Genomic DNA, 26,474 nt, shown 5'->3' with positions numbered 1-26,474 from the left:
AGTATGCTAGAACAGTGTGACGATATGGCTTCCGAGCGGGCGCCTGTATCTGTCGTTATTCCCGTCTACAACGACCCTCGGGGGATTCGGATGACGCTCGACGCCGTGACGGCTCAGACCTATCCGTCGGACGCGTACGAGGTCCTGGTCGCCGACAACGGGTCGACCGACGACACCCGCGAAGTGGTCCGGGAGTACGTCGACCGGTTCCCGGACCTCGTGACGCTTCTCGTCGAGGACGAAGTGCAGGGTCCAGCGGCCGCCCGGAACAAGGCAATCAGGAACGCCAGCGGCGACATCCTGGCGTTCATCGACGCCGACATGACGGTCGAGGAGACGTGGCTGGAGGACGCCGTCGAGTCGCTCGAAGGTAACGACTGGGACTACATGGGCTGTGACGTCGAGATATACGTCGAAGACGGAAAGGACACGCTCACGGCCAAGTACAACCAGATATTCGGCTTTCCCATCCAGCGGTACATCGAGGAACAGCAGTTCTCCGGCACCGGCTGTCTCGTCACGCGGAAGGAGGTGTTCGACGACGTCGGCCTGTTCGACGAGCGCCTGTTCTCCGGCGAGGACGAGGAGTTCGGCAACCGCGTCCACGACGCCGGCTTCGACCAGCACTACCAGCCGGCGATAACGATGTACCATCCCGCCCGGGCGTCGCTGCCCTCCTTCCTGAAGAAGCACTTCCGACTCGGTCGCGGGAAGGCCCAGATGCAGCGCTACCACCCCGAGCGCGTCGAGAAACCGAGCGTTCTCAACCCGCGTCACTACCTCCCACCTCACCCGGTACGATTCTACCGGCGGGTGACGGAGGCGGCGTCGGTGTCAGCGACCGACGTCCTCCTGCTGTATCTCATCGCGTACGCGAAGCGGCTGACGGCGACCGCCGGCTGGGCGTACGAGCACTTCGGCTCCGAGGACGGCTAGAGTTCCGGCGCCAGACTCCCGTCCGGCCGAACGGCGTTCGTCCCGCACGCCGTCACCGGAAAGAATCCCCGTGACGACAGCTATTTGGGTGCTGGAGCGCCAAGCATACACGGAAATCCCATGACATCGCTCATGGACACGCCAGGCCCCAGCCAGGGGCGGTTCACCACACATGGACGATACAGCGAAATATCTCATTCACGCCGACATCACCGCCGACGGGGTGGTAGAGCGGAGTGACGTCGTCGGTGCGATCTTCGGCCAGACCGAGGGTCTGCTCGGGGACGACCTCGACCTGCGCGACCTCCAGCAGTCCTCGAAGGTCGGTCGCATCGACGTGAGCGTCGATAGCGAGAACGGCCAGTCGTTCGGGCACGTCACCATCGCCAGCAGCCTCGACAAGGTCGAGACGGCCATTCTCGCCGCCGCCCTCGAAACCATCCAGCGCGTCGGTCCCTGCCGCGCCAGCGTCAGCGTCGCCAGCATCGAGGACGTGCGCGCGGCCAAGCGACGGGAAGTCGTCGACCGGGCGAAGGAACTCCTGTCGTCGTCGTTCGACGACAGCGTCATGACCAGCGACGAGATACTGGAGGAGGTTCGCCGGAGCGTCCGCGTCGAGGACATCACCGAGTACGAGGGACTGCCGGCCGGCCCGAACGTCGTCGACAGCGACGCCGTCATCGTCGTGGAGGGCCGGGCCGACGTGCTGACCCTGCTCCGATACGGCGTCAAGAACGGCGTCGCGGTCGAGGGGACGAACGTCCCCGACTCGGTCGCCGAACTCACCCAGGAGCGCACGACGACGGTGTTCCTCGACGCCGACCGCGGCGGCGACCTCATCCGGAAGGAACTCGAACAGGTCGCCGACGTCGACTACGTGGCGGTCGCGCCCTCCGGAAAGTCCGTCGAGGACCTCTCGCGCGACGAGGTGATGACCGCGCTCCGCAACAAGCGGCCCTTCGAATCGTTCGTCGAGGGCGAGACGGCGGCCGCGACCGACGGCAGCGTCTTCCCCGCTCCCGAACGCGACCCGTCCGGTTCCGACACCGACTCGTCCGTCGACGGAGAGGACGTAGCGACGGACGCGGACGGGACCGTCGCGACGGACGGCGCGAGCGCGTCCGGCCCGGCCGAATCGGAGTCGACCGCCTCCCCTGCCGGGTCGGGTGCGTCCGCGTCGACGTCGCCCGCCGACGCCGAGACGCCGGCCGTGGCGTCGACCGCGACCGAGGACGAGCCGTCGACCGGCACCGACGAGGACGCCTCCGACGAGGCCGACGACGACACCGCTTCCGACGGAGAGTCGGAGGGGGATTCGGCCCCCGAGACGTTGCGCGGGCACGTCGACGCGGTCGTCGGGGGCGAACGGGGAACCGCCCGCCTCCTCGACGCGGCGTTCTCGGTCGTTGACGAGGTGCCGGCCGAGGAGGCGTTCGACGCCGTCGAGAGCGCGGCGGAGACGCCGCACGCCGTCGTCGTCGACGGAACCGTCGGCCAGCGTCTCCTCGACGTGGCGGCCCAGCGCGGCGTCGACCACGTCGTCGCCCGCGAGGAAGGCGAGTTCGTCAAGAAACCGACCAGCGTGCGCGTGCTGACCGCCGACGGCCTCTGAAACACCGTACGTCGGCGAAACGCGCTCTTTCTCTCGACCCCGGTGCTGGCCGTCCTCAGAGGTCCCTTCCCAGCAGGATGGCGTCGGTTCCGTCCGCGTAGTAGTCCGCTTCTCTACCCCGTTCGACGAACCCCAGCGAGTCGTACAGCGCCCGGGCCGGCCCCGCGTCCGGCCGGACCGCGAGCGTCACCCGCGAACAGCCACGGTCCCGGAGGCTGTCGAACGCGGTCGCGAGGAGGCGGCGCGCTCGCCCCTCCCGGCGATGGGCGGGTTCGACGGCGAGTTCGGCGACGTAGGCCGCCTCGCCGCCCGGAACGACGAGGACGTAGCCGACCGGGACGTCTGCCGCGGACGCGTTCCCGGACGCGTCGCCCGCGGCGGTCGAGACGAGGACCAGCGGCGGACCATCGACGGCGTACTCCAGTAACTGGGGCGTCGGCTCCGGCAACCACTCCCGGACTCGACGGAGACGCGGCAGGTCGTCGGGACGGGCGTCGCGAATCACGACAGGCCCGCCAGCAGCGCGAGCGCGCCCCCGAGAATCGCGCCGGAGAGGGTGGCGAGGAAGTTGACGGTCTGGTTGCCGACCAGTTCGCCCTCGACGGTCGCTCCGAGCAGGCTGTCGACCGTCATCCCGCCGACGCCGGCCAGCGCGACGACGGCACCGCCGAGAGCGCCGACCGTCCCGAACAGGACGACGGCGATGGCCGCGACGATGGTGGCTCCGAACGCGCCGGCGAGTTCCCCCTGCCAGGTGACGCCGCCGTCCGTCCCCGGTTCGACCTTCTCCAGCGTGGTGATGAGCCGCGGGTCGTCGAAGACGCCGCCGATCTCGCTGGAGAGCGTGTCGCTCATCGCGGTGGCGATGCTGCCGGCGAACGCGAACAGGAACACGTCGCCGGCGAACGGGAGGTGTGCCCGCGCGGCGAACGCGATGACGGCGACGAGCGCGACGGCCGCGTTGCCGAGGACGTTACCGCCACCGCGCGCGCCCTCGTTGGCCTCGGCGACGCCGTTGTCGCGCTTCTCGTCGTAGCGGAACTTCGTCGAGAGGCTTCCGAGCGCGAAAAAAGAGATGAGGACGGCGAACCACGGGTACCCGCCGAGGACTATCGTCAGCAGCGCGAGCAGCGCCCCGGTGAGCATCCCCGTGACGCTGGCGGTGTCGAGCGCCCACGAGAGGTAACCGAACCCGACCGTGACGGCGATGGCGAGCGCCACTTCGAGCAGCGTCACGTTCACGGTGAGGACGGTGAACAGCCACAGGAGCAGCGCGACGGAGAAGAGCACGAGCGGGTCGTCGCGCTCGAACAGCACCGAGCGCAACAGCGCCGCCAGGAGCACGCCGCTGGCGGCGAGGAAGACGACCTCCGGGCGGCTCCCTACGCCCGCTGCGACGACCGCCAGCACGACCGACTGGGCGGCTATCGCGGCGACGAACCCGCCGAGCGCGAACGCCGCAGTGGCCGCGATGGCCGACGACGACCGCTGGCGGGCGAGACGCTCCGCGAGGTTCCCGTACGAGAGCAGGAGGACGGCCGCCACGAACGCGTGGACCGGCAGGTCGACGAGCATGACGAGCATCGCCAGTCCGGCGGTCGCGAAGGCGAAGGCCGCCAGACCGCGCAGACGACCCTCCCGACGGTCGCTCGGTCTCGCGAGGAGGTCGAACGCCTTCCCCTCGTCGACGACGAGTGCGAGCGCTCCGAGCGCCGCGAACAGGGCGGCGACGCCCGCGACCAGCACGGACGCGGCGAGCGCGAGCGTTCCGATTCCGGCGAACGCCGCTGCCCGCCGAACACTCTGGTTCACGTTATTGGCCGTTTTGGTGACGCACACTTAACGGTTCCCGAAGGGCGCGGTCCTCACGCGGAGGGGACGGAGTCGTCATCGGCGGAGCGACGGTCACTCGAAGTCGCGGCGCATCGCGATCTCGAACCACGGACAGAGCCGCAGTTGGCGGTACCACTTCGGGTTGTCGTGGAGGCGCTCGTACGGCACCCACATCAGGCCCGCGACCTCCTCCTCGTCGGGGTCGAGACTGGTGTCGTCGAGGGTGACCTGCAGGACCGCACACACCTCGTGTTCGACGCCCTCGTTCGGATAGTAGCGCTTGTACTCGAAGCGGTCGGTCAACTCGACGTCGCCGTACTGGTCCGGCGAGATGCCCAGTTCCTCCTCGAGGCGCTGGCGCGTCGCCTCGTGCTGGGTCTGGTCCTGCTCGGGGTGAGAGGCGACGGTGCCGTCCCAGTAGGTGTCCCAGAGGCGCTTGTCGGGGCTGCGCTGGGCCAGCAGGATGTTGCCGTCGCCGTCGAAGACGAGCGAGGTGAACGCCCGGTGGCGGGTGCCGTCGCCCATGTGGGCTTCCAGCCGGTTGACGATTCCCTGCTCGTTGTCGTCTTCGTCCACCGCGACGACGTGTTGCTCCGCGTTCTCGTGGGTAGCGTCCTCGGACGACCCGGATGCGCTGTCAGCGCTCATGCCATTACAGACGCGCTATCGTTTTCAAAATCTCTTCGAAAAGCTCCTGACGCGCTCGCGGTTGAATTACCGGGTCCGGTCTCCGTCACTCCGCCGACGCGTCGTCTCGCGACCGGTGGTTCGCCGTCGTCCCGCGCCCTCAGTGCTCCACCTCGACGGAACTGCCGAGGTACTTCGAGACGACCGCAGCGACCGAGTCGTCCTTGAACTCGGGGAGGTTCGCTCGAATCTCGTCTTTCAGCGCCTCGTAGTACTCCTCGTCGGTGCGGAGCGCGCGGTACTCGACGCTCGTGACGGTGACGCCGAGCGCCTCGCTCGTCAGCTCGCGGAAGTGGCGCTCGTCGCCTATCTCGCCGCGCCAGAGGTTGTCGCGGAAGAACAGCCAGCCCTCCTCGCCCGGCGGGTCGGCCGTCCGGGAGAGACGCGTTTCGAACTCCTCCGGGTCGATGCTGACGCCGCCGGCCGCCGGTTCGACGCGGAACCGGACCGCGAAGACGTACCGGGCGTCCATCAGCGCAGGTCGTCGAACCGCTCGGCCATGTCGACGTCCTTGTCCGTGATGCCGCCCTCCTCGTGGCTGGTCAGCCGTACCTCGACCTCGTCGTACCGAATCGTCATCTCGGGATGGTGGAACTCCTCGTCGGCGATTTCGCCCACTTCGGAGGCGAACGCGACGCCCGCGAGGTAGTCCTCGAACTCGTAGGCGCGCACTATCTCGTCGCCGTCGCGCTCCCAGCCGCTCGGAATCCGTGCGCTGATCTCGTCGTCGGACAGCAGTTCTGTCATACCGACACCGACGGCTTCGGGGGAAATAAAACTCGTTGCCCAACCTTTTACTGCGGTCGCGGTCGGCGACACGCGCCTGGCGGCGCGTGCCGTCCGGAGCCGACCGTCGTAAACGGTCGAGGTTAGTCGTCGGCGGTGGCGTCGCTGAGCATGTTGGCGACGAACTCCGGCGGTCCCTCGTCCTCGTCGAACGCGGGGTCGAACAACCGGAGCGCGGTGTTGATGGTCGTCCAGTCGTCGTCGGCGGCGGCGTCGCGCAGGCTCTTCGTCGGCGGTGCGAGCAACTGGGAGACGAGCGCGTCGGCCATCGACTCGACGACCTCGCGCTGATCGTCGTTCAGGTCGCCGCTGGCCTCCAGCCGCGAGAGCGCGGTCCCGAGTTCCTGCTCCTTGACCCGGTCCGCTCCCGCGTACATCGCCGCGATGACCTCGTCGGCGCGCTTGCGCTTGTACTGCTCCAGCAGGTTCTCGAACTCCCGGTCGACCATCGCCTCCACCGACTCGGCCGCGGCGCGCCGCTGGGCCTGCGTCTCCTCGGTCACCGACTCCAGGGCCGCCATGTCGTGGACGACCACGCCGTCGATGGCCGCCGCCGCGGGCGAGACGTCGCGCGGCTGGGCGATGTCGACGACCAGCGTCTCGCCCACGTCGTCGACCGTCCCGGCGTCGAGAACGTGGTCGTCGCTGCCCGTCGCGGTGACGACCACGTCCGCACGAGCGAGCCACGTCTCGAGCCCGTCGAGGGTCACGGCGCGAGCGTCGTCCAGTTCGACCGCGTCCGCGAGCGTCTCCGCCCCGCCGAGCGAGCGGTTGGCGACGACGAGGGTGTCGACGCCCGCCTCCGCGAGCGCGTGGGCGGCGACGGTACCCATCTCCCCAGCGCCGACGACGAGCGCCGTGGCGTCGTCGACCTCGCGCTCGTCCGCGACGAGTTCGACCGCGGCGCTGCCGACCGAGACGACGCCCTCGTTGATGGCCGTCTCCGTGCGCGCTCGTTCGCCCACGTGGATGGCTTTGGTCACTGCCTCCTCGAGCACCGGACCGAGCGTGCCGACGTCCTTGGCGTCCTGGTACGCGTCGCGCACCTGTCCGATTATCTGGTCTTCGCCGAGGACGAGCGATTCGAGGCCCGTCGCGACGCGCAGCAGGTGGCGCAGGCTCTCCTCGTGGCCCATCTCGACGACCGAGTGGCCCCCCACGTCGGGCGCGAACTCGGCGAGTACGGCTCGACCGGTCGCAGGAGCGTCGGTGACGACGTACGCCTCGAAGCGGTTGCACGTCTGGAGCGTGAACGCCTCCTGGACGTCCGACGCGGACGCTAGCCGTTCGACCGCGTCCTGCTGGTCTGCGTGGCAGGCGCGAGCCACGTCGTCGAGACTGGCGCGGTCGTGGGAGACGCGCACGCCCGAGATGATGCCGACGCCTGCAGTCACGGTGATTTCCCTCCGACGATTGCGGTACAGAGATTCATCGTAAGCACCCGAATAGGTTCTTATCAGGTAGTTTGAACGGGCTGCACGTAAAGCCTTCTAACCTTCGACACCCGTGACGGCGAGGTCCATCTCTTCGATGTCCTCCAGTATCGCCTCGTGGTCCGCGCTGGCCTCGTAGTAGAAGACGACGTCGAAGGTGCCGTCCCGGAGCAGTTGCTGGCACTCCCAGACGAACTCCTCGTCGTCCAGGGTGAGCCCCTGGTGCTGGTTCGAGGCGAAGTCCGTGTCGTCCGTACCCGAGTAGACGAACGTGTCCGTCGGCTCGTAGCCCGCGTGCCGGGCGATGACGTCGCCCACGTCCACCGTCACCTGGTGCATATCCACGTCCTCGTCGCTCCCGAGGTCCGTGTGGACGACGGCCCCGTTGAGTTCGATATCACCGGGTTCGAGCAGTTGCTTCGTTCGCTGGTAGAGGTCCTCGTCGATGACGTTGTCCATGTTCGCTGGTACCGCCCGGGCAGTTAAACGGCCTACGGTTCCCAGGCGACGGGGCTGGTGACGACTCGCTGGCTTCCGCGAGGATTGACGGACGACGGAGTCGACACGCGGGCGACTCGGCGTCGTTTCACGGCGCGCACTCGTCGCTCTCGGTCGCAGTCGCGTTCGACGCGCGACGCGAGCCGTTGCTGGTCAATCCATCGTTCGCTAAAATGTGTAGGATTTCGCGCGGCAGCGCGATGCACTCCCGCGGTAGAACTATCGCTACCGATACCGATTACAGTCGGGTGAGGTTCGTCGCGCGCGGGCCTTTGTCGGCCTGCTCGATGTCGAATTCGACCTCCTGACCTTCTTCCAGGTCGGGGCCGCCAACGTCCTCCATGTGGAAGAACACGTCCTCGTCCGCATCCTCGGTGTCGATGAAACCGTAACCGCCGGTCTCGTTGAAGAAGTCAACCGTACCTTTCGCCATTGCGTTCTACCCAAATCACCCCATAGTTAAAAAGGTATGCACCGACGCCGGCTGTGACACTCGGTAACGCGTCGCTTCTCTCCGGGTCGGCGCACCGAATCGATTCACGACGTTTGTGGTAACGTTCAACACATGGATGGATGGCAAGGCTGATACCGGTCGCGTGAATCAGTACGGACCGAGATGTTGGCGCGGGTCCGGAACAGGTTCGAAACGGCGTACGAGCGACACCTACAGCGGAGCATCTCGGGCGCGCCGACGCACGTCGCCGTCATCCAGGACGGCAACCGGCGGTACGCCAGCCAGCAGGGCGAGGATGCCCCGGACGGACACCGCGCGGGCGCGCAGACGACCGAGCGGGTGCTCGACTGGTGCGAGGAACTCGGTATCGAGGAGTTGACGCTGTACGCCTTCTCGACCGAGAACTTCGAGCGCCCCGAACACGAGCGCCAGGCGCTGTTCGACCTGCTGGAGGAGAAGCTCCGCGAGTTCGCCGACGCCGAGCGCGTCCACGACGGCGAGGTCTGCATCCGAACCATCGGTGAGGTCGACCAGCTTCCACAGCGCGTCCGCGACGCCGTCGAGTACGCCGAGCGCCGCACCCACGACTACGACCGCTTCGTCCTGAACATCGCGCTGGCGTACGGTGGCCGAAACGAACTGCTCGGCGCGGCCCGCGACGTCTCGCGGGCGGTCGCCGACGGCGACCTCGACCCCGGGGATATCTCCGTCGAGACCATCGAACAGCGCCTCTACGACTGCCCCGTGCGCGACGTGGACCTCATCATCCGGACCGGCGGCGACGAGCGTACCAGCAACTTCCTGCCGTGGCACGCCAACGGCAACGAGGCCGCCGCCTTCTTCTGCACGCCGTACTGGCCCGAGTTCTCGAAGATAGATTTCCTGCGCGCCGTGCGGACCTACGAGTCCCGGGAGGAGTCGTTCCGGCAGGCGAAGGTCCAACGCGCGCTCGCGCTGGTGCGGGCGGTCGGCGGCGTCGAACTGGACGAGGCCCGCTCGGTCATCCGGACGTTCGCGGAGTACGTGCCGGACGGCACGTCGGTCGAGGAACTGGAGTCGCCGGAGGAGCAGACGGCGGAGTGAGTTCGCGCTAGTTTATCGTCCGAAACACCGGAAGACTCTACCGCCGTCTTCCGAACTGCGGACTATCGTCCGAAACGCCGGAAGACCCTACCGCCGTCTTCCGAGCTTCGGACTACCGCCCGAAGCGCCGCTGTCTGTTCTTGTAGTCCAGTATCGCGCGCAGGTAGTCGCGCCGTCGGAAGTCCCGCCAGTTCACGTCGGTGAAGTACAGTTCCGAGTACACCGACTGCCATATCATGAAGTCCGACAGCCGCTCCGCGCCGGTCTTGATGACGAGGTCGGGGTCGGTCGGGAAGACGAGATGCTCCTCGATTTCGGACTCGTCGACCGCGTCGGGGGCGACCGACCCCTCCTCGACGCTCTCGGCGACGGCGCGCACCGCCTCGGCGAACTCGTGTTTCCCGCCGAGACCGATGCTCACCTGGATGGGTGCGTCGGCGCGCTGGGTGTCTCCGGGGCCCCGGACGGCGGTCTTGCGCGGTGCGGCGACGTTCTCCAGTTCGCGCTCCAGCGTCGGAACCGCGCCGGAGTCGAGCACGCTGACGTACACCGTCACGCGTTCGGCGCCGTAGTCGAACGCCCAGTCGAAGAACCGTTCGAGCGTCTCGTACGCCCCCTGCTCGAGGAGGTCGCGCTCGGTGATGACGACGGCGATCTGGCGGGGCGGGTCGGCGTCGTGACGGCGGACGCGGGCGGCGAGGTAACGGTCGTACAGTCCCACTATCCTGTGGTGGCCCGGGGCGAATCTTAAGCGTGACGACCCGTGGCGAGCCTACGCGACGGGTCGCCCGGGCGTTCGCGGGGTGGCCAGTTATACTGGTCGCCGTCGATACGTTCCTCATGGAGCACGTCGAGTATCTCTACACGTTCGGGATGGACGAGGCGGAACTCGAACGCTACCTCCGGGAGGCCGAGACCGGCGTCCTCTCGCTCGCCCGGGGAGACGACGCGTACGCGGTGCCGGTGGGCTGTCACTTCGACGGTGACCGACTCCTCCTGCGTCTCGCCGCCGAGTCGGGAAGCGAGAAGATGTCGTTCGTCGAGGACACCGACCGGGCCTGTTTCGTCGTCTACGAGGCGACGACCGACGAGTCGCGGAGCGTTCTCGTCACCGGCGAACTCCGGGAAACCGACGAGGAGTTCGACGAGACGAAGATAAACGAGTGGTTCGCGCCGCTCCGGGTGTTCGACGAGGCCATCGACGAGGTCGAGCCCGTGCTGTACGAACTGGAGATGGCGACGGTCACCGGGAGACGGACCTGAGAGGCGACGGTCGGTCTCCGCATCCGTGTGGAATGTGATACCGAAACCTGGGAAATATTTTGCTCGTATAGACTGAAAAGATATTTCACTACCGGGGCCGGTAGTGTCTCGGACGCGTGACGGAACGTGACGACGGAGACATCGGGGCAGGCATCTATCGGACAGCGTTCCGTGGGACGAGAGCGCCGGCCATCATCACCGACCCCGACCTCGTCGTCCGGGACGCCAACGACGCCTGCCTCGAGTTCACCGGCTACTCCCGGCCGGAACTGGTCGGCCAGACGGCGCTCGACCTGTTCGAGGAGTCGGCGGTGTGCGACGAGATCGTCGCGACGCTCGCGCGCGGCGACACGTGGAACGGCGAGGTGGAGGTCGCGACGAAGGACGGTCGACTCGTCTACGGCCGGGGGTCGTGCACGCCGGTCACCGTCGACGGCGAGACGCGCGGCTACGTGGGCTTTTTCACCGACCGGACGCAGCACCGGCAGTACGAGCAGAGCCTCCGCATCCTCAACCGCGTGCTCCGGCACAACCTCCGCAACGACGCCAACGTCGTCCTCGGACGCATCGAGATGGTCGCGGAGCAGGTCGACGACCTGGCGCTCCGCGATTCGCTGGCCACCGCGCGGGAGAAGGTCGACGCGATACTGGACTACGCCGAGACGGCACGCAACCTGGACGACCTGCTCTCGAACACCGGGTCATCGCTGCACCCCGTTCGACTCGACGAGGTGCTGCGACGGAAGGTCCGGGCCGCCGCCGAGCGGTATCCGGACGCCGAGTTCGTCACCGACTTCGGTTCCGACCCGGTCGTCGTCGCGGCCGACGACGCGGTCGGGACGGCGCTCGAAGCGGTGCTGGTCAACGCCGTCCAGCACAACGACAAGGCGACGCCGCGGGTCGCCGTGGACGTCGCGGTCGAGTCGGGACACGCCACGGTCACGGTAGCGGACAACGGTCCGGGCGTCCCGGCGAGCGAACGCGACCGCATCTTCGGCCGCGAGGAGATCGACGCAGTCCACCACGGCCAGGGACTGAAGCTGTTCTTCGTCGACCGCCTGATGGAGACGTACGGCGGCGAGGTGTGGGCCGAGGACAACGACCCCGAGGGTTCGGCGTTCAAACTGCAGTTCCGGACGAGCGACGAGTCCTGATTCCGCCGGACTGCGGGAAACGTCGGCTAGACGCTCAGCCGAATCGTCTCGTCGGTGATGTCCCCGATATACTGGTGTCGAAGGTGGTGGACCTCCTGGTTGACGACGCCCTCCCACTCCAGGTCCTCGAGCGTGTCTCTGTCGGCGCCTGAACTGACGGTGACGTAGAGCGACCCGTCGCGCACGTCGTCGACGGTACCGACCTGGACGCCGTTTGCTGCGACGACTCGCTTTCCGACCTGTTTCTCGGTGAAGTCGGCCATGTCCGACGGTTCGGTCCGGAAGCAAGTGTGCGTTCGGGCCGCACCGACGGGACGCGTCGCCCGTCGACATCGAAACGGTTTTTCTCCCGACATCTCAACTTCGTTCATGGACGACGTCGACCCCGTCACGGTCCGCGAAACCATCCTGGCCGACGCGGCGGACCTCCTCGCCGGCGTCGAACGGCGCTGGGGCGACCTCCACCGACTCGATTCCGTCACGGTGGACCCGCTCCCCGGCGACGACGACTCGTTCCCGGCGAGCGCCGACCGCTTCTACGAGCAGTTCTACCCCTACGCGGCCGGCGCGGTCGTCACCGACGAGGCCGGACGCCTGCTCTGCGTCGATAGCGAGGCTCGCGGCGAGTGGGAGACGCCCGGCGGCGCGGGTGAGCCCGGCGAACGCCCGGCAGAGACGGCCCGCCGCGAGACGCGCGAGGAGACCGGCATCGAGTGCGAACTCACGGACGTCCTCTTCGTCCGCCGGATGGAGGTCGACCTCGGCCGGTCCGAGACGCTCCCGATTCCCGTCGTCGCCTTCACCGCGCGACGCACGGGCGGGGTCGAACTCGACGCGGACGCCCTCGACGACCACGAGGAAGTCGCCGACGTTCGGTGGTTCGAACCGGCGGCGGTGCCGACCGACCTCCGGGAGTACGAGACGATTCGCGCGCACCTCGATACCCTCGACGGCGCGGGGAGTGCGCGGTAACGGCGACCCCGTTCCGCGTCGGCCGCGGACGTTCCGGAGCGGAACCGTCAGCGATAACTATCAGATGTATTACTATTAGGTGGATGACGTACGACGCCATCGTCTTCGACAACGACGGCGTGCTCGTGGAACCGCCCGCCGAGGACGTGCTGGTCGCTGCCGCCCGCGACGCGTTCGCCGAAGTCGGCGTCGAGTCGCCCGACGAGCACCACGTCGAGGCGATGGTCCGCGGCGTGACGCCCGAACGTCTCCGCGAGGTGTGCGGCGCCTACGACCTCGACCCGGCGACGTTCTGGCGGGCGCGCGACCGCACCGCCGCGGCGGCCCAGCGCCGGGAACTCCGCGCCGGCCGAACCGCGACGTACGACGACGTGACCGCGCTGGCGTCGCTCGACCGCCCGTTCGGCGTGGTCAGCACGAACCAGCACGAGACCATCGAGTTCGTCCTCGACCACTTCGAACTCCCCGAGTTCGAGACGTACTACGGCCGGCCCCCGACGATAGAGAGCCTCCGACGGAAGAAGCCGAACCCTCACTACCTCGACGCCGCGCTCGCGGACCTCGACGTCTCGGACGCGCTGTTCGTCGGCGATAGCGAGAGTGACGTGCTGGCGGCGGCGAACGCGGGCGTCGACTCGGCGTTCGTCCGCCGTCCGCACCGCGAGGGGTACGCTCTCGACGCCGAACCGACGCACGAAATCGCTGGGCTGGACGAACTGCCCGCGCTCGTCCGGTAGCCGACCGTCGCGCTCGTCAGTAGCCGAGTCGGGCGAGCGTCGCGGCGAGTTCCTCGCGGTACGGGTCGCCGAAGTAGTAGACGTGCACGACCAGCGGGTAGAGCGCGTACACGTCCCGGCGCGATTCGTAGCCGGGGTCGATTCCCCGACGGGCGTCGTAGCGCTCGAAGAACGGGTCGCCGACCGTCCCCGTCCAGTCGAGGTACGCCAGTTCGACCTCGGCGTGGGCGTAGTAGGTCGCGGGGTCGAGGAACGCCGCGACCTCGCCGTCGCGCGCGAGGACGTTGTTGGTCCAGGCGTCGCCGTGAATCAGCGACGGTGCGTCGGGTTCGACCAGCAGGGCGTCGCAGTCGGCGGCGACCTCCTCGACGCGTCCGGCGAGCGCCGTCGGCAGTTCGCCGGCCTCGCGGGCGGCCTCGGCGGCGTACCGGAGTCGCCGGTCGCGGTAGAACGCGACCCAGGAGTCCGTCCAGGGGTTGGGCTGGACCAGCGTCCCGGTGAGGGTGTCGCGCTCGAACCCGAACGCCCGGGCCGTCGTCTCGTGGAGCGCGGCGAGGTGGTCGGCGACGTCGCGTTCGACCGCGGGCGTGAGACGGGACTCGCCCTCGACGTACTCGAGGAGCAACAGGTCGTCGCCGGCGCGGTGAACGTCGGGAACCGGCAGCCCCGCGTCCGCGAGGCGAGCGAGCATCTCGGCTTCGACGGTGAGGGGAGCGTCGCCGGTCTTGGCGACGAGCGAGTCCCGGTCCGCGAAGTCGACGCGGTGGACGGTGCCCATCTCGCCGCCGTCGAGTTCGACCAGCGCGGCGGGCCGCTCGTCGACGGCGGCGGCGATTCGAGTCGCGAGGTCGGACGTCACGTCCGCGTCGTCGCTCGCCCCGGCCAACAGTGGTGCGGTTCGGACCGACGCGGAGGACGTCCGTGACCGCTCGCCTCGGGCTCCTGACGACCGCTTCGGCGGGAAACCGGACGCGACCGGTGGACAGCTTTACCTCCGTTCCGTACGTATCCGAAGGTATGAACGTTCTCGTCGCCGGCGGAACCGGGTTCGTCGGACGGAATCTCGCCGCCGAACTGGACGACCGGGGCCACGACGTGACGGTACTCGCGCGGAACCCGGACGAGGCCGACCTTCCCGAGGGCGTCGCCACCGCGATGGGCGACGTGACCGCCAGGGCGTCCATCGTCGAGGCCTTCGACGGACAGGACGTCGTCGTCAACCTCGTCGCGCTGTCGCCGCTGTTCGAACCGCCGCGGGGGCTGAGCCACACGAGCGTCCACCTCGGCGGCACCCAGAACGTCGTATCGGCGGCCGAGGAGCGCGGCGTGGACAAGATAATCCAGATGAGTGCGCTCGGCGCGGACCCGGCCGGCCCGACCGAGTACCTCCGCGCGAAGGGGCGGGCCGAATCTGTCGTGAAGGAGTCGGACCTGCGCTGGACCATCTACCGCCCCTCGGTCGTGTTCGGCGACGGCGGGGAGTTCCTCTCGTTCACGAAGAAACTGACACCGCCGTATCTCGCGCCGCTGCCGGGCGGCGGGAAGACGCGGTTCCAGCCGATCTGGGTCGGCGACATCGCGCCGATGCTGGCCGACGGCGTCGAACCGGAGCACGACGGCGACACCTACGAAATCGGTGGACCGGACGTGTTCACCCTCGCGGACGTGGCGAGACTCGTGCGTCGCGCGAACGGACAGTCGGTCACCGTCGTCCCCGTCCCGATGGCGCTGGCAGGTGCGGGACTGAAGATAGCCGGGGCTATTCCCGGCTTCCCGATGGGAGCCGACCAGTACCGCTCGCTGCAGCTCGACAACGTCACGCGGGACAACGACGTCGAGTCGTTCGGTGTCACACCCCAAAACATGAAAAGCCTCGAAGAGTATCTAGGAGTCGAGAGGCGAACCCCTGACGGAAAGTAGAAACTCCGACAGGTATGAGAAATTACCTGTATGTAGGTAGACCTGTGTGGACATATCCAGACTTAAAGAAGGGGTGTATGATAGCTGTCTGGTCGAATAGGGAGACGCCAGGAAATCGCTCCCTTCGGGGGGTTTACCGGGGAGAGTGTCTTTTATCCGAGACGCGAAACACCAAAAAGCTTATCTGGTTATTCATAGTGGTGTCTTTCAAACGGAGAACGGTACCGAAAATGAAACTCGCGATGATCGGGTTCGGTCAGGCTGGTGGCAAGATTGTCGATAAGTTCCTGGAGTACGACCAGAGAACTGGCAGCGGCATCGTCCGCGCGGCAGTCGCGGTCAACACCGCCAAGGCCGACCTTATGGGGCTCGAACACATCCCGCAGAACAACAGGGTGCTCATCGGGCAGTCCCGCGTCAAGGGACATGGAGTCGGAGCAGACAACGAACTCGGCGCGGAAATCGCCGAAGAGGACATCGACGAAGTACAGGGGGCGATAGACAGCATCCCCGTCCACGAGGTGGACGCGTTCCTCATCGTGGCCGGGATGGGCGGCGGCACCGGTAGCGGTGGCGCGCCCGTCATCGCCAAGCATCTCAAGCGCATCTACACAGAACCGGTGTACGGCCTCGGCGTCCTGCCGGGCAGCGACGAGGGCGGCATCTACACCCTCAACGCCGCGCGCTCGTTCCAGACGTTCGTCCGCGAAGTGGACAACCTGATGGTGTTCGACAACGACGCCTGGCGACAGTCCGGCGAGAGCGTCGAGAGCGGCTACGAGGAGATAAACGAGGAGATAGTCACTCGCTTCGGCATCCTGTTCGGTGCGGGAGAAGTCGGCGGCGACGACGACGTCGCCGAGAGCGTCGTCGACTCGAGCGAGATCATCAACACGCTCAGCGGCGGCGGCGTCTCGACCATCGGCTACGCCGCCGAGGAGGTCGAGATGCAGGAGTCCAGCGGACTGCTCTCGCGGTTCACGGGCGGCGACGGTGGCGGGTCGGACGACAGCGCCCACACCACCAACCGCATCACGAGCCTCGTCCGGAAGGCGGCGCTCGGCCGGCTGACGCTGCCCTGCGAGATAGACGGCACCGAGCGCGCGCTGCTGGTGCTGTCCGGTCCGCCCGCCCACCTCAACCGGAAAGGAATAGAGCGCGGCCGCAAGTGGCTCGAAGAGCAGACCGGCAGCATGGAGGTTCGCGGCGGCGACTACCCCGTCAACGAGCCGAACGTCGCCAGCGTCGTCCTGCTGTCCGGCGTGACGAACGTCCCGCGCATCAAGGAACTCCAGCAGGTCGCCATCGAGGCACAGGAGAACATCGACGACATTCGCCAGGAGAGCGAAGAGAACCTCGAAAACCTCGTCGAGGATGAGGAGGATGAACTCGACCCGCTGTTCTAGGCTCGCCACCCTCGTCGTCGCCGCCGCGCTCGTCCTCTCGGCAGTCGCGCCGGCGGCGGCCATCTCGGTGAGCAAGGACGGCGTGCCCGGCGAGGCGAAGGTCGGGTCGGAGGTCAGCGGTTCGGTCACCCTGACGGAGCTCTACGGCGACTACGAGCAGTGGACGCTCCGCGGCGAGACGGAACTGAAGGACGTCACGTGGACCGTGACGACCTTCGACCAGGCCGGCAACCAGAAGAGCAAGCAGTCGTACGACGGCCAGTCGTTCAACCACTCGCTCAGCCTCGACAGCGGCGTGAGCGAGGTGAAGCTGACGGTCAAAGGGACGGTCCCCGAAGTGGAGAGCTACACCTACGACTCCCGGCCGGCGTTCACGTTCGCGGAACTGACCCAGGTTCGGCAGGGCGGCAACTCCAACACGTTCCGGACCGTCTCGGTCGACCACTACACCGAGAAGAGCAAGCAGGCCCGCAACGCCATCGGCGACGCCGAGCAGGCCATCGACGACGCCCCGAGCGGTGCCGACACGGCGGACGCCGAGAGTTCGCTCGACGACGCCGTCACGGCGTACAAGGCGGGCAACTTCCAGCTCGCCACCGACCTCGCGGGCAAGGCCGAGGAGAGCGCCAACACGGCCGCGAAGGAGGCCCAGCAATCCCAGCAGCGGACCACGCTGCTGATGTACGGCGGCGTCGCCGTCGTCCTGCTGCTCGTCGTCGGCGGTGGCGTCTACTGGTACCGTTCCCAGCAGCAGAACACGAGCAAACTGCGTTGACATCCTCCCCGCCCTAACGGGCGAGGATTCCCCGAAGGGGATATTCAGGTTGCGCGTTTCCTCGGGGTTCAAGTACGCGTTCGCGTGACCCGTCAACGGTCGCCGTCCAGTTGTGACCACGGACGTGCGTTCCAGCGCGTGTAGCCCTGTCAATGGGGCCTTCCTCCCCGCAATCTGCGGGCGTCAACGACGGCTGGCTATTCAACCAGCGAGGTAGCACGGTTCGACTCGCCCGAAGCGTTAGCCCGTGCATGGTTCACCCTCCTGTTGTGCGATATTCTCTGAAGCGTTCAGGTCAGCGTGGCGTCCACGATCACACTCCGAACACGCAAAGTGGTCGCCATCACGGGTTCCCATCGAACCACACGTCGAACATCGCTGGCTGGTGTGGTATGCATCGACCTTCTCGACGCGGATACCAGCGCATTCGGCTTTGTAGGTGATGAACTGTTGGAGTTGGTGGAAATGCCATGAGTGGACGCCTGACCATGAACTGTTCTGGCGGATGCCTTCGAGGTCTTCCATCCGAATGACGGGGTTCTCGAACTGGTCCGCGAACGTGATGAGGCGACGGGAGAGTTTGTGATTCAGGTCTTTGATTCGGCGCTGTTCTTTGTCACCCACACGGTTGCGTGCGCGAAGCGCACCCGCTTCCGAAAGCGAATCGCGTAGGGAACGATATTTGCGCCGAACGTACTTCGCCTCACCACCCGACGCCAGCATTGACTCGTCCTTGCCGTGGGCAGTCACAGCGAGGATGTATCGTTCGCCTATATCGACGCCGATGGGCGTCTCGCCCGACGTGTCGGTGTCGTATTCGATGTTGAACGTACAGAACCAATCGTCACCGCGACGGTAGACCTGTAGGCGGGTCTTGTCGGCGTCTCCTTCGACCAGTCGGTCTACGGGGTCGGCTATGTCGTCGTACACCTCTATTGGGGTGTACCACCATTGGGAGACGCACGGGAAGCCGACGACGACCGTGCCGTTCTCAGTGGTGTCGATTTCCCAGTTCTGGTTGTTGACAGCGAACGGTTGGCTCTCTCGGTAGCGAACCGCTCCGTCCTTGTTGTGGTCGGATTTCGCCTCTCGGATGGCTTGGTTCTGGATAGCCGAGTAGAGTGCGTTGTCAATGCTGGCTGTGGTCACGGACTTGCCGAAGTCGCCGTTCTCCCATCCGTCGATACAGAACTGCTTGGTGTCACGGTAGAGGCGAGAGGCGCGTTGCCACTCTTTGCGCCGTGAGAGGGATGGGTTGTGGAACTTCGCGGTGACTGCCACCGTGACCATTACATTTATAATTTTATATACTGGCTTAATTATCTGTTGGGATATTAGGCCGTGCTATCGTCGGTGGTTTGTGTCATTGACTGTCGGATTCATCCCTGCCCTAAAGGGCGGGGTTTTCTCCTCGTACTTCCGTAATCTCCCGCGACCCTTCTTCCACAGTTCCTTAACACCTCACCGTCTACGCCCGACCATGCAGGTCGTCGTCCCGTTCGCGCCCGGAGAGCCCAAGACCAGACTGGCCGAGGCGCTCGCCGCCGACGAACGCCGTGCGTTCGCGCAGACGATGCTCCGGGACGTGCTCGACGCCGTCCGGGCGACGGGCCGGGAGCCGACGGTGCTCTCGACCCAGCCCGTCGACGTGGACGCCCCGGTCACGGTCGACCCGCGTCCCCTGACGCCCGCGGTGAACGAGGTGCTCGGAGACGGCGCGACGGCGGTCGTGATGGCCGACCTCGCGCTGGCGACGCCCGACGCGCTGGAGCGACTCTTCTCGGCGGACGGCGACGTGGTGCTCGCGCCCGGTCGCGGCGGCGGGACGAACGCGCTGGTCGCGCGCCACCCCGAGTTCCGCGTCGACTACCACGGCACCTCCTACCTCGACCACCGCGAGGCCGCCCGGGCGGCCGGCGCGAGCGTCATCGAAGTGGACTCGTTCCGCCTCGCGACCGACGTGGACGAGTCCGCCGACCTCGCAGAGGTGCTGTTGCACGCCGACGGCCGGGCGCGCGACTGGCTGGCGGACGCCGGGTTCGGGCTGTCGGTGACCGACGGGCGGGTCGAGGCGCGGCGAGGAGAGGAGTAGCGACGACTACGCCGGAGCCGACAGGTTCGCGACCGCTCCGTCTGCGGGGCCGCCCGCGGCGGGCGACCGACGAACCGGCGCGGGTCGGTCGACGGGTGACTCGGCGAACTGCAGGCGGAGCCAGCCGAGCCACGGAATCCGGAACTCCGCGGTGCCGACGACCCACTGCGGCTTGACCGGGCCGGTGAGCGCGAGCGCGCCGACCTGGTCGTAGGCTCCGTTGTTGTCGCCTTTCGTGATGAAGCCGGCGTGGGGCGCGGGGCAGTAGGCCAGTTCCCCGCAGTCGTCGGCGCCGCCGACGTACTCGGGGTTCGCCTCGTCGTACCAGTTCTCGCCCTCCTCGACCCAGAAGTGCGCCCGGTGGATTATCGGCGTCCGGTCGGACTCGCCGTCGGGCCTGAAGATTATCACGTCGCCGTAGCTCCCGAACTTCTCGTAGCCGGCTCGCTCGCCGGCCGCGTAGGTGACGACGCCCGTCCCGTCCCGCGCGGCGTCGCCGGCGAGGCGGTGTTCCTCCATGACGAAGACGAGGTCGGTTCGGGACATGTGCGGTTCCATACTCGGACTCTCGACCGCCACCATCGGCGGCCAGACGCCGCTGACGGCGAACAACAGGAGGCCGATGGCGACCACCCAGCCGGCGGTCGACAGCACGTCGCGGACGATGGCGACCGGCTCGTCGTCGGTCGTCCGGAGCCAGTGGAGCCACTCCCGGGGACCGGCGTCGTTCGGCGGTGACATTCAGGGGAGGGTGTGTCTCGGGTTCGCTTGAATGTTCGGATTCGTGGAACGTTCCGCGGGCTCCCGGGCAGTCCGCATCGCGCAGTCCCCGTCGCCCGCGTCGCTCGCCGCCGTCGGCGGTCCGTTCCCGGCAACCTCGTCCGCGGTTCCAAACCCTTTTCGTCGCGGTCACGTAGTACGACGCGTGATTCCCGGGACCGCCGAGTACGACGTCGACGTCACCATCGACCAGCGCGAAGTCGACGACCTTCTCGCGGTCACGCCGGCCGACGTCTCGGCCGCGGACGAACTCACGTTCGCGAAGAACGTCTTCGTCCCCCTGACGACCGCCTGCCGGTACACCTGCACCTACTGCACGTACTTCGACGCGCCTGGCGAGGCGTCGCTGCTCTCGCCCGAGGAGGTGCGGGACGTCGTCCGCCGCGGCGCGGACGCCGGCTGCACGGAGGCGCTTTTCACCTTCGGCGACGACCCTGACGACCGCTACACCCGCATCCACGACCAGCTCGAGGAGTGGGGCCACGACTCCATCCACTCCTATCTCCGGGAGGTCTGCGAACTCGCGCTCGATGAGGGCCTGCTGCCGCACTCGAACCCCGGCGACCAGACGCGCGAGCAGATGGCGCAGGTCGCGGACGTGAACGCCAGCATGGGCGTGATGCTGGAGACGACGGCGGACGTGGACGCCCACGCCGGTCCCCGTCGGAAGAGCCCGGGCCAGCGGCTCCACACCATCCGGACGGCGGGCGAACTCGGCGTGCCGTTCACGACCGGCGTCCTCGTGGGCATCGGCGAGGACTGGGACGACCGCGCGGAGAGCCTGCTGGCCATCCGCGACCTGCACGAGCGCTACGGCCACGTCCAGGAGGTCATCGTCCAGAACGTCGTGCCCAACGAGCGGTCGTCCTTCGAGCAGCCCTCCGTCGAGACCATGCGGCGCGTCGTGGCGATGGCCCGCCACGCGCTCCCCGAGGACGTGTCGGTGCAGGTGCCGCCGAACCTCTCGCCCACCCGCGAACTGCTGGACTGCGGCGTCGACGACCTCGGCGGCGTCTCGCCCGTGACCGACGACCACATCAACCCGGAGTACAAGTGGCCGGCCCTGCGCGAACTCGAAGACATCGCCGACGAGGCGGGCGTTCCGCTTGCCGAACGGCTACCGGTCTACGAGCGGTATCTCGACGGGTCCGGGGAGTGGGTGAGCGAACGCGTCCGCCGCGCCATCGAGGACGTCGAACCGAGCGGCGCGTGAGCCGACGTCTCGCTACGCCTGCCGGTGGTCCCGCGGCACGAGCGGCGTCCCGTCGGCGTTGGGCGCGAGTCGCGGCCCGAACGGCGGGTCCGACGGGTCTATCTCCCGCACCTGGCGGTAGTCGGTCGAGCGCTCGGCGGGCGTGCGGCCGATGGCCGATATCATCTCGACGTACTCCGAGAACGAGCGGAACTCGCCGAACTCGCCGCCGGCGCGCTTCGTTATCTCCTCGCTGAGGATGGTGCCCATGAAGTCGTCCGCGCCGCAGGATAGCATCTTCAGCCCCTGCTCGTCGCCGTACTTCACCCACGACGACTGGACGTGGTCGACGTTGTCGAGGAAGAGCCTGGAGACGGCTATCATCAGTTCGTCCTCGTGGGTCGTCGCGCCCGCGTCGACCATCCCCCGCTCGTGGAGGGGGGTGTTCCGGTGGACGAACGAGAGGGGGACGAACTCCGTTATCGCGCCGGTGCGGTCCTGCAACTCGCGGACCCGTTCGAGATGCATGGCGCGGTGCATCTCGTTCTCGACGTGGCCGTACATGATGGTCGCGGTGGTGTCGAGGCCGACCGACGCGGCGGCCTCCATCGCTTCGAGCCACTCGTCGGTGCCGATCTTCCCGGGGCAGATGACCCCGCGCACCTCGTCGACGAGAATCTCGGCGGCGGTGCCGGGGACGCTGTCGAGACCCGCCTCCTCGAGGCGGCCGTACACCTCCTCGTAGCTCCAGTCGGTGCCCCGGCGAGCGTGGTAGGCCTCCTCGGGCGTCATCGAGTGGAGGTGGACGCCGTCGAGGTTCATGGCGCGCATCTGGTCGACGTACGTGCCGGGGTCGGTCTCGTACGCGCCCGGCGACTTGTAGTTCAGGTCGCCCCTGTCGCTCGCTTCGAGGCGTTCGCGGTGCTCGTCGTCGAGCGCGAGCGCGGGGTGGAGGCCGCTGACCGAGGTGACCTCGTAGATGCCCCGCTCGCGGGCGTCGCTGACTATCTCGCGCGACTCGGCGGGCGTCTTCGTGAACCCCTCGTGGTCCGTCTCCGCGCCGGTCTCGAAGTTCTCCGCCGTGTCCTTGAAGTTGCAGAACAGACAGCCCGTGTTGCAGGCCGTGGTGACGTTGTTGTTCAGGTTCGCGACGAAGGTGACGCGGTCGCCGACCACGTCGGCCCGGCGACGGTCGGCGGCTTCGAGGACCCGCTCTTTCCGGGCCGGGTCGATTCCCGGGCGGTCGGTGCCGGTCGTCAGCAACTCGACGCCGTCCGCGACGGTGAGACGGGTGCCGTCGCGGGCCTTCGCCAGGGCGTTCTCGAACGACTGGTCCGTCTCCGCCTCGTGTTCGAACTCGAACCGGTTCCTGGGGACGTTGTGTCCCCCGCGCGCTTCGGCCATACTCGCCCCACTCACTCGACGGACAAAAAGCGGCGGGTACCGGAATCGAAGCGTCGACCGTTCGGGACGCTCGCCGGCCTCGGGCGCACCGCCGGGGCCGTCCGCCGAGCGCGTCCCGACCGTCTCCGGTATCCGGCGGGGGGTTTCGAAAGTTTGACTCTCGCCCGCGCCAGACGAGAGACAGTGACCAGCTATCGGAACGTCGTTCTGTTCGTACTGCTCGCGGCGGCGTGGGGGTCGGCGTTCATGGCCATCAAGGCCGGGCTCGCGTACTTCCCGCCGGTGCTGTTCGCCGCGGTCCGCTACGACGTGGCCGGCGTGCTGATGCTCGCGTACGCCGCCTACGCCACCGAGCGCTGGCGACCCCGGACCGGCGACGAGTGGCGACTCGTCCTCGTCGGCGGCGCGCTGATGATCGCGGGCTACCACGCCTTCCTGTTCGTCGGCGAGACCGAGACCACCAGCGCCGTCGCCGCCATCGTCGTCAGCCTCAGCCCGATTCTGACGACGGGGTTCGCGCGCGTCCTGCTGCCGAGCGAACGTCTCACTCCCGTCGGCATCGCCGGCCTGCTCCTCGGACTCGTCGGCGTCGCGATACTGAGCCTCGGGAAACCCCACCCCGAAGGGCTCGTCACGCCGGGATTCGTCGGCAAGCTACTCGTCCTCGCGGCTGCCGTCTCCTTCGCGCTCGGGAGCGTGCTCACGCGCCGCATCGACGCCGACCTGCCGATCGAGACGATGGAGGCGTGGTCCATGGTGCTCGGCGCGCTGATGATGCACGCCGTCAGTCTCGCGCGGCCGGCCGAGTCGCTGGCCGCCGTGGAGTGGACCCCCGAGGGAATCGCGGCGCTCGCGTACCTCTCGCTGGTCGCGAGCGCGCTCGGCTTCCTCGTCTACTTCGACCTGCTGGCGCGGCTCGGTCCCATCGAGATAAACCTCGTCTCGTACGTCGCGCCCGTGTTCGCCGCCCTCTCGGGGTGGCTGTTCCTCGACGAACGAGTGACGCTGGCGACGGTCGTCGGCTTCCTCGTCATCTTCGCCGGCTTCTGCTTGGTGAAACGCCGCGCGCTCGCTCGCGAACTCCCGCGGCTGCGGGCCGCCCTCTCGTCCGGCCGATAGTCCGCTCGCGGCCCGCTCTCCGAGTCGAACGTCCACCATGTAGTCATAAGAATTTTATCACGAGGGTGTCTACGGTCTGAGAGATGGCGTCTCCGAAACCCCGGTTCAGGGGCGAGGACGCGGTACGCGACCTCGACGCGGCGCTGCGGACGATGAAGCGAGAGGGCTGTCACCTCCTCGTCACCGGCGAGGTCGACGCCCGCGTCGCCGACCGGGCGACCCGTCGACTGTTCGGCGACCCGAACTACGACCGCAAGCGCGTGCTGGCGGCGCCGGACCCGTCCACCCACGTCGACCGCTGCCTGCCGGTCGACGTGTCCCCGACCGACCCGGCCGTCTGGGTCGTCGACCCGACCGGGCGCGCCCGGTCGATTCCCCCTTCGGCCGGGGACTACACACTCCCGGACGCGGACGACGACGGGAGCGACCTCGAACGCCTCCGGCAGGAACTCGTGCAGGCGGTCGCGTTCTACGCCGACGCCGGGGACGGCCTCGCGCCGGCCGAACTCCGGGTCGGCGTCGCGTCCGCGGACGCGCTCCTGGAGCGCGACGACCGGCACGCGGTCGAGCAGTTCCTGCGGACCCTCGGCGCGCTCGTCCGCGGCGTCGACGGGATGGGCCACGTCCAGGTCGCGCTGCCAGACGACCATCCCACGGTGGCGTCGCTGTCGCCGCTGTTCGATGCACGTATCGAACTTCGCCGGCGCGACGGACTGGTACCCGAACAGCGCTGGCACGTCCCCGACCGCGACGTCACCACCGCCTGGACGCAGCTCTGAGGGCGGTCGACGTCGAGTGCTGGCGGGTCGGCGCGACGACGCGCCGGTGAGAAGGAGGTCGTCCGTCTAGCGGTGGACGTCGACCGACTCCAGGACGACCTCCTCTTTCGGCTGGTCGTTCGGGCCGGTCTCGACGGAGCCGATCTCCCGGACCACGTCCATGCCGTCGGTCACTTCGCCGAAGACGGCGTGGCGGTCGTCGAGGTGCGGCTGGGCGTCCAGCGTGATGAAGAACTGCGACCCGTTCGTGTCCGGACCGGAGTTCGCCATCGAGAGGATGCCCTCGCTGTCGTGGCGCAGTTCGGGGTGGAACTCGTCGTCGAACTCGTAGCCGGGGCCGCCGCGACCGGTTTCCGTGGGGTCGCCGCCCTGGATCATGAAGTCCTCGATGATGCGGTGGAACTGTACGTCGTTGTACAGCGCGTCCCCTCGCGTCTCACCGGTCTCGGGGTCCTCCCAGGTGACCGTATCCGGGGCGGGGTCGGCGTCGGCGGCGGGGTCGTGCTCCGCGAGTTTGACGAAGTTCTCGACGGTTCTGGGCGCACGGTCGTCGAACAGTCGAATCTCGATGTCGCCGTAGTTCGTGTGTAGCGTCGCTGTCAGCTCGTCTGCCATGCGACTACCAAGGAACTCCGGTGGGAAAAAGCGTTCCGTCCCTACTTCCTCGCCGTGGTGAACAGGAGCGGTGCGACGACCAGCAGCGCGACGCCGAGGTACGCGTACTGGGGCGGCGCACCCATCGAGACGACGAGCAGGAACAGCACGCCGAACACGATAGCGTTCAACGACAGGACCTTCCGTGAGCCGAGCGGAATCGCGCCGAGTATCGACAGCACGAACAGCAAGAGGACGGCGTGCCCAACGTGGTAGTCGAGCAGGAAGTCGTCGACGAGTGGGAGTGGGACGAACTCGTACATCCTTGCCGAAAACTCGCCCCGAGTTCTCCTTTAAACTTCCGCTATGCCCCGCCGGAGCCGTGTAACTCCAGCGGTCGAACCCAGATGAACCAGATAGCGACCGCGGCGGTGAGGTAGCCGGTGTAGAAGACGACGGTTCCGAGCGTGCTGTAACCGCTCTCCGTCAGGAAGTACTTCGCCATCCCCGGGACGGCGACGCCGAGTGCCAGCGCCAGCCCGAACCGGAGCTTCTCCGCGGTGTCCGTGGTGCTCATGCGCTCACCTGGGGCCTCCAGCGGCGTGAATGGCTCGGTTCGACTGGAGCGGACAACCGGACGGTCCGCCACGCTCACGTAGTCCCGACGACCGACGCGTCCGGGCGCTCGCGGCGTCGTGCGGTCGTCTGACGCGGTTTTAAGTTACGGAAGTGCCGACACGGAGGTGGGCGCGCACACAGCCTCTCTCCCATCCTCCCACTCAGCGCGCCCGGCACACCACCCACATCCTCCCCTCCCCCTTTCGACACTCCCTTCGAACTCGACGCTCGCCGGTCGCTTCGACGCATCGCACTCGGCAGCGGTGCGGCGTGCGCGGCCGCCGAGCGCGCTCGCCCGACGGGGGTGGCCACGTTCAGGCGATGCCTGAAGGAGTGCAAGCGGTGGC

At 67.7% G+C, this 26,474-nt stretch carries 31 protein-coding genes; 14 read left to right on the top strand and 17 right to left on the bottom strand.

What is annotated here, in order from left to right:
- The first annotated feature begins 24 nt into the window (after positions 1 to 24).
- Together ACTF4R_RS10385 and dnaG are read left to right on the top strand one after the other, a co-directional pair.
- Positions 25 to 936 (top strand): glycosyltransferase, encoded by a 912-nt coding sequence (locus ACTF4R_RS10385; RefSeq protein ID WP_440007768.1) that lies wholly within the window; start codon positions 25 to 27, stop codon positions 934 to 936.
- Between the two features lie 172 nt (positions 937 to 1,108).
- The gene (gene dnaG / locus ACTF4R_RS10380; protein ID WP_440007767.1) at positions 1,109 to 2,548 is read left to right on the top strand and encodes a DNA primase DnaG; all 1,440 of its coding nucleotides are present in this window, start codon (positions 1,109 to 1,111) and stop codon (positions 2,546 to 2,548) included.
- Positions 2,549 to 2,603: 55 nt separating this feature from the next.
- Here the strand turns inward: dnaG and ACTF4R_RS10375 are convergent, their stop codons facing one another.
- The 8 genes from ACTF4R_RS10375 to ACTF4R_RS10340 form a co-directional block, all read right to left on the bottom strand.
- On the bottom strand, positions 2,604 to 3,053 hold the full coding sequence (locus ACTF4R_RS10375; RefSeq protein WP_440007766.1) for a GNAT family N-acetyltransferase: 450 nt from the start codon (positions 3,051 to 3,053) through the stop codon (positions 2,604 to 2,606).
- On the bottom strand, positions 3,050 to 4,360 hold the full coding sequence (locus ACTF4R_RS10370) for a DUF92 domain-containing protein (protein WP_440007765.1): 1,311 nt from the start codon (positions 4,358 to 4,360) through the stop codon (positions 3,050 to 3,052). The genes ACTF4R_RS10375 and ACTF4R_RS10370 overlap by 4 nt, the downstream gene beginning before the upstream one ends.
- A 93-nt stretch (positions 4,361 to 4,453) precedes the next feature.
- Positions 4,454 to 5,029 (bottom strand): NUDIX hydrolase, encoded by a 576-nt coding sequence (locus ACTF4R_RS10365; protein WP_433625115.1) that lies wholly within the window; start codon positions 5,027 to 5,029, stop codon positions 4,454 to 4,456.
- Positions 5,030 to 5,168: 139 nt separating this feature from the next.
- Positions 5,169 to 5,540 carry an LWR-salt protein gene (gene lwrS / locus ACTF4R_RS10360; protein WP_440007764.1) on the bottom strand — a complete coding sequence of 124 codons (372 nt, stop codon included), beginning with the start codon at positions 5,538 to 5,540 and terminating at the stop codon, positions 5,169 to 5,171.
- A complete protein-coding gene (locus ACTF4R_RS10355; RefSeq protein WP_440007763.1) occupies positions 5,540 to 5,815 on the bottom strand; it encodes a 4a-hydroxytetrahydrobiopterin dehydratase in 276 nt (91 codons plus the stop codon). Before ACTF4R_RS10355 ends, lwrS begins: the two co-directional genes overlap by 1 nt.
- Positions 5,816 to 5,937: 122 nt before the next feature.
- A complete protein-coding gene (hemA, locus tag ACTF4R_RS10350; RefSeq protein ID WP_440007762.1) occupies positions 5,938 to 7,248 on the bottom strand; it encodes a glutamyl-tRNA reductase in 1,311 nt (436 codons plus the stop codon).
- A 96-nt stretch (positions 7,249 to 7,344) separates the two neighbouring features.
- A complete protein-coding gene (locus tag ACTF4R_RS10345; RefSeq protein WP_440007761.1) occupies positions 7,345 to 7,746 on the bottom strand; it encodes a DUF5778 family protein in 402 nt (133 codons plus the stop codon).
- A gap of 277 nt (positions 7,747 to 8,023) precedes the next feature.
- A complete protein-coding gene (locus ACTF4R_RS10340) occupies positions 8,024 to 8,218 on the bottom strand; it encodes a cold-shock protein (RefSeq protein WP_113276996.1) in 195 nt (64 codons plus the stop codon).
- 183 nt (positions 8,219 to 8,401) lie between these two features.
- Between ACTF4R_RS10340 and uppS the strand changes: the two genes are divergently transcribed.
- A complete protein-coding gene (uppS, locus tag ACTF4R_RS10335) occupies positions 8,402 to 9,322 on the top strand; it encodes a polyprenyl diphosphate synthase (protein WP_440007760.1) in 921 nt (306 codons plus the stop codon).
- Between the two features lie 112 nt (positions 9,323 to 9,434).
- On the opposite strand, the gene ACTF4R_RS10330 is transcribed toward uppS, so the two are convergent.
- Entirely contained in the window at positions 9,435 to 10,043 is a 609-nt protein-coding gene (locus tag ACTF4R_RS10330; RefSeq protein WP_440007759.1) for an undecaprenyl diphosphate synthase family protein, read from the bottom strand.
- A gap of 119 nt (positions 10,044 to 10,162) precedes the next feature.
- Between ACTF4R_RS10330 and ACTF4R_RS10325 the strand changes: the two genes are divergently transcribed.
- Together ACTF4R_RS10325 and ACTF4R_RS10320 are read left to right on the top strand one after the other, a co-directional pair.
- The gene (locus ACTF4R_RS10325) at positions 10,163 to 10,585 is read left to right on the top strand and encodes a pyridoxamine 5'-phosphate oxidase family protein (protein WP_440007758.1); all 423 of its coding nucleotides are present in this window, start codon (positions 10,163 to 10,165) and stop codon (positions 10,583 to 10,585) included.
- 116 nt (positions 10,586 to 10,701) lie between these two features.
- Entirely contained in the window at positions 10,702 to 11,739 is a 1,038-nt protein-coding gene (locus tag ACTF4R_RS10320; RefSeq protein ID WP_440007757.1) for an ATP-binding protein, read from the top strand.
- Between the two features lie 26 nt (positions 11,740 to 11,765).
- Here ACTF4R_RS10320 and ACTF4R_RS10315 read toward each other — a convergent pair whose 3' ends face one another.
- Positions 11,766 to 12,002, bottom strand: coding sequence for a hypothetical protein (locus ACTF4R_RS10315; protein WP_440007756.1), 237 nt, complete (start codon positions 12,000 to 12,002; stop codon positions 11,766 to 11,768).
- Positions 12,003 to 12,108: 106 nt separating this feature from the next.
- Here ACTF4R_RS10315 and ACTF4R_RS10310 point away from each other — a divergent pair, with 106 nt between their 5' ends.
- Positions 12,109 to 12,711 carry an NUDIX hydrolase gene (locus ACTF4R_RS10310; protein ID WP_440007755.1) on the top strand — a complete coding sequence of 201 codons (603 nt, stop codon included), beginning with the start codon at positions 12,109 to 12,111 and terminating at the stop codon, positions 12,709 to 12,711.
- Between the two features lie 83 nt (positions 12,712 to 12,794).
- Positions 12,795 to 13,448, top strand: a complete 654-nt coding sequence (locus tag ACTF4R_RS10305; RefSeq protein ID WP_440007754.1) for an HAD family hydrolase — start codon at positions 12,795 to 12,797, stop codon at positions 13,446 to 13,448.
- Between the two features lie 16 nt (positions 13,449 to 13,464).
- On the opposite strand, the gene ACTF4R_RS10300 is transcribed toward ACTF4R_RS10305, so the two are convergent.
- Entirely contained in the window at positions 13,465 to 14,307 is an 843-nt protein-coding gene (locus ACTF4R_RS10300) for a fructosamine kinase family protein (protein WP_440007753.1), read from the bottom strand.
- 158 nt (positions 14,308 to 14,465) lie between these two features.
- Here ACTF4R_RS10300 and ACTF4R_RS10295 point away from each other — a divergent pair, with 158 nt between their 5' ends.
- From ACTF4R_RS10295 to ACTF4R_RS10285, 3 genes are all read left to right on the top strand, one after another.
- Positions 14,466 to 15,368, top strand: a complete 903-nt coding sequence (locus tag ACTF4R_RS10295; RefSeq protein ID WP_440007752.1) for a complex I NDUFA9 subunit family protein — start codon at positions 14,466 to 14,468, stop codon at positions 15,366 to 15,368.
- A 230-nt stretch (positions 15,369 to 15,598) separates the two neighbouring features.
- Complete coding sequence (locus ACTF4R_RS10290) at positions 15,599 to 16,774, top strand: tubulin/FtsZ family protein (protein WP_440007751.1); 1,176 nt, start codon at positions 15,599 to 15,601, stop codon at positions 16,772 to 16,774.
- Positions 16,752 to 17,549: a hypothetical protein gene (locus ACTF4R_RS10285; RefSeq protein WP_440007750.1), complete on the top strand. Its 798-nt coding sequence runs from the start codon at positions 16,752 to 16,754 to the stop codon at positions 17,547 to 17,549. The genes ACTF4R_RS10290 and ACTF4R_RS10285 overlap by 23 nt, the downstream gene beginning before the upstream one ends.
- 240 nt (positions 17,550 to 17,789) lie before the next feature.
- Here the strand turns inward: ACTF4R_RS10285 and ACTF4R_RS10280 are convergent, their stop codons facing one another.
- Positions 17,790 to 18,839 carry an RNA-guided endonuclease TnpB family protein gene (locus ACTF4R_RS10280; protein WP_440007749.1) on the bottom strand — a complete coding sequence of 350 codons (1,050 nt, stop codon included), beginning with the start codon at positions 18,837 to 18,839 and terminating at the stop codon, positions 17,790 to 17,792.
- A gap of 190 nt (positions 18,840 to 19,029) precedes the next feature.
- Between ACTF4R_RS10280 and cofC the strand changes: the two genes are divergently transcribed.
- A complete protein-coding gene (gene cofC / locus ACTF4R_RS10275; protein ID WP_440007748.1) occupies positions 19,030 to 19,641 on the top strand; it encodes a 2-phospho-L-lactate guanylyltransferase in 612 nt (203 codons plus the stop codon).
- A 6-nt stretch (positions 19,642 to 19,647) separates the two neighbouring features.
- On the opposite strand, the gene ACTF4R_RS10270 is transcribed toward cofC, so the two are convergent.
- Positions 19,648 to 20,382, bottom strand: a complete 735-nt coding sequence (locus tag ACTF4R_RS10270) for a S24/S26 family peptidase (RefSeq protein ID WP_440007747.1) — start codon at positions 20,380 to 20,382, stop codon at positions 19,648 to 19,650.
- Positions 20,383 to 20,566: 184 nt separating this feature from the next.
- Here ACTF4R_RS10270 and cofG point away from each other — a divergent pair, with 184 nt between their 5' ends.
- Complete coding sequence (gene cofG / locus ACTF4R_RS10265) at positions 20,567 to 21,634, top strand: 7,8-didemethyl-8-hydroxy-5-deazariboflavin synthase subunit CofG (RefSeq protein WP_440007746.1); 1,068 nt, start codon at positions 20,567 to 20,569, stop codon at positions 21,632 to 21,634.
- 12 nt (positions 21,635 to 21,646) lie between these two features.
- Here the strand turns inward: cofG and cofH are convergent, their stop codons facing one another.
- Complete coding sequence (gene cofH / locus ACTF4R_RS10260) at positions 21,647 to 23,017, bottom strand: 7,8-didemethyl-8-hydroxy-5-deazariboflavin synthase subunit CofH (protein WP_440007745.1); 1,371 nt, start codon at positions 23,015 to 23,017, stop codon at positions 21,647 to 21,649.
- Between the two features lie 183 nt (positions 23,018 to 23,200).
- Here cofH and ACTF4R_RS10255 point away from each other — a divergent pair, with 183 nt between their 5' ends.
- Positions 23,201 to 24,136, top strand: coding sequence for a DMT family transporter (locus ACTF4R_RS10255; protein ID WP_440007744.1), 936 nt, complete (start codon positions 23,201 to 23,203; stop codon positions 24,134 to 24,136).
- Positions 24,137 to 24,219: 83 nt separating this feature from the next.
- Entirely contained in the window at positions 24,220 to 24,915 is a 696-nt protein-coding gene (locus ACTF4R_RS10250) for a DUF7504 family protein (RefSeq protein WP_440007743.1), read from the top strand.
- A 66-nt stretch (positions 24,916 to 24,981) separates the two neighbouring features.
- Here ACTF4R_RS10250 and ACTF4R_RS10245 read toward each other — a convergent pair whose 3' ends face one another.
- From ACTF4R_RS10245 to ACTF4R_RS10235, 3 genes are read right to left on the bottom strand one after another with little or no spacing between them, the layout of a single operon-like run.
- Positions 24,982 to 25,530 (bottom strand): peptidylprolyl isomerase, encoded by a 549-nt coding sequence (locus ACTF4R_RS10245; protein WP_440007742.1) that lies wholly within the window; start codon positions 25,528 to 25,530, stop codon positions 24,982 to 24,984.
- Positions 25,531 to 25,571: 41 nt separating this feature from the next.
- Complete coding sequence (locus tag ACTF4R_RS10240; protein ID WP_440007741.1) at positions 25,572 to 25,832, bottom strand: DUF8006 family protein; 261 nt, start codon at positions 25,830 to 25,832, stop codon at positions 25,572 to 25,574.
- A gap of 41 nt (positions 25,833 to 25,873) precedes the next feature.
- Entirely contained in the window at positions 25,874 to 26,086 is a 213-nt protein-coding gene (locus ACTF4R_RS10235) for a DUF7996 family protein (protein ID WP_440007740.1), read from the bottom strand.
- Positions 26,087 to 26,474 lie beyond the last annotated feature (388 nt).

This window comes from Halomicrococcus pelagicus, assembly GCF_051917725.1.
In the GTDB taxonomy this organism is placed as follows: Archaea; Halobacteriota; Halobacteria; order Halobacteriales; family Haladaptataceae; genus Halomicrococcus.
The sequence above is the reverse complement of the archived record's forward strand: the minus strand, read 5'-3'. Positions and strand labels throughout refer to the sequence as shown.

Excerpts from the sequence above, each read along its gene's own strand:
- ACTF4R_RS10385 (WP_440007768.1), top strand. The coding sequence starts at position 25 with ATGGCTTCCGAGCGGGCGCCTGTATCTGTCGTTATTCCCGTCTACAAC.
- dnaG (WP_440007767.1), top strand. The coding sequence starts at position 1,109 with ATGGACGATACAGCGAAATATCTCATTCACGCCGACATCACCGCCGAC.
- ACTF4R_RS10365 (WP_433625115.1), bottom strand. The coding sequence starts at position 5,029 with ATGAGCGCTGACAGCGCATCCGGGTCGTCCGAGGACGCTACCCACGAG.
- lwrS (WP_440007764.1), bottom strand. The coding sequence starts at position 5,540 with ATGGACGCCCGGTACGTCTTCGCGGTCCGGTTCCGCGTCGAACCGGCG.
- ACTF4R_RS10355 (WP_440007763.1), bottom strand. The coding sequence starts at position 5,815 with ATGACAGAACTGCTGTCCGACGACGAGATCAGCGCACGGATTCCGAGC.
- ACTF4R_RS10345 (WP_440007761.1), bottom strand. The coding sequence starts at position 7,746 with ATGGACAACGTCATCGACGAGGACCTCTACCAGCGAACGAAGCAACTG.
- ACTF4R_RS10340 (WP_113276996.1), bottom strand. The coding sequence starts at position 8,218 with ATGGCGAAAGGTACGGTTGACTTCTTCAACGAGACCGGCGGTTACGGT.
- uppS (WP_440007760.1), top strand. The coding sequence starts at position 8,402 with ATGTTGGCGCGGGTCCGGAACAGGTTCGAAACGGCGTACGAGCGACAC.
- ACTF4R_RS10325 (WP_440007758.1), top strand. The coding sequence starts at position 10,163 with ATGGAGCACGTCGAGTATCTCTACACGTTCGGGATGGACGAGGCGGAA.
- ACTF4R_RS10315 (WP_440007756.1), bottom strand. The coding sequence starts at position 12,002 with ATGGCCGACTTCACCGAGAAACAGGTCGGAAAGCGAGTCGTCGCAGCA.
- ACTF4R_RS10310 (WP_440007755.1), top strand. The coding sequence starts at position 12,109 with ATGGACGACGTCGACCCCGTCACGGTCCGCGAAACCATCCTGGCCGAC.
- ACTF4R_RS10305 (WP_440007754.1), top strand. The coding sequence starts at position 12,795 with ATGACGTACGACGCCATCGTCTTCGACAACGACGGCGTGCTCGTGGAA.
- ACTF4R_RS10295 (WP_440007752.1), top strand. The coding sequence starts at position 14,466 with ATGAACGTTCTCGTCGCCGGCGGAACCGGGTTCGTCGGACGGAATCTC.
- ACTF4R_RS10290 (WP_440007751.1), top strand. The coding sequence starts at position 15,599 with ATGAAACTCGCGATGATCGGGTTCGGTCAGGCTGGTGGCAAGATTGTC.
- ACTF4R_RS10285 (WP_440007750.1), top strand. The coding sequence starts at position 16,752 with ATGAACTCGACCCGCTGTTCTAGGCTCGCCACCCTCGTCGTCGCCGCC.
- ACTF4R_RS10280 (WP_440007749.1), bottom strand. The coding sequence starts at position 18,839 with ATGGTCACGGTGGCAGTCACCGCGAAGTTCCACAACCCATCCCTCTCA.
- cofC (WP_440007748.1), top strand. The coding sequence starts at position 19,030 with ATGCAGGTCGTCGTCCCGTTCGCGCCCGGAGAGCCCAAGACCAGACTG.
- ACTF4R_RS10270 (WP_440007747.1), bottom strand. The coding sequence starts at position 20,382 with ATGTCACCGCCGAACGACGCCGGTCCCCGGGAGTGGCTCCACTGGCTC.
- cofH (WP_440007745.1), bottom strand. The coding sequence starts at position 23,017 with ATGGCCGAAGCGCGCGGGGGACACAACGTCCCCAGGAACCGGTTCGAG.
- ACTF4R_RS10250 (WP_440007743.1), top strand. The coding sequence starts at position 24,220 with ATGGCGTCTCCGAAACCCCGGTTCAGGGGCGAGGACGCGGTACGCGAC.
- ACTF4R_RS10245 (WP_440007742.1), bottom strand. The coding sequence starts at position 25,530 with ATGGCAGACGAGCTGACAGCGACGCTACACACGAACTACGGCGACATC.
- ACTF4R_RS10240 (WP_440007741.1), bottom strand. The coding sequence starts at position 25,832 with ATGTACGAGTTCGTCCCACTCCCACTCGTCGACGACTTCCTGCTCGAC.
- ACTF4R_RS10235 (WP_440007740.1), bottom strand. The coding sequence starts at position 26,086 with ATGAGCACCACGGACACCGCGGAGAAGCTCCGGTTCGGGCTGGCGCTG.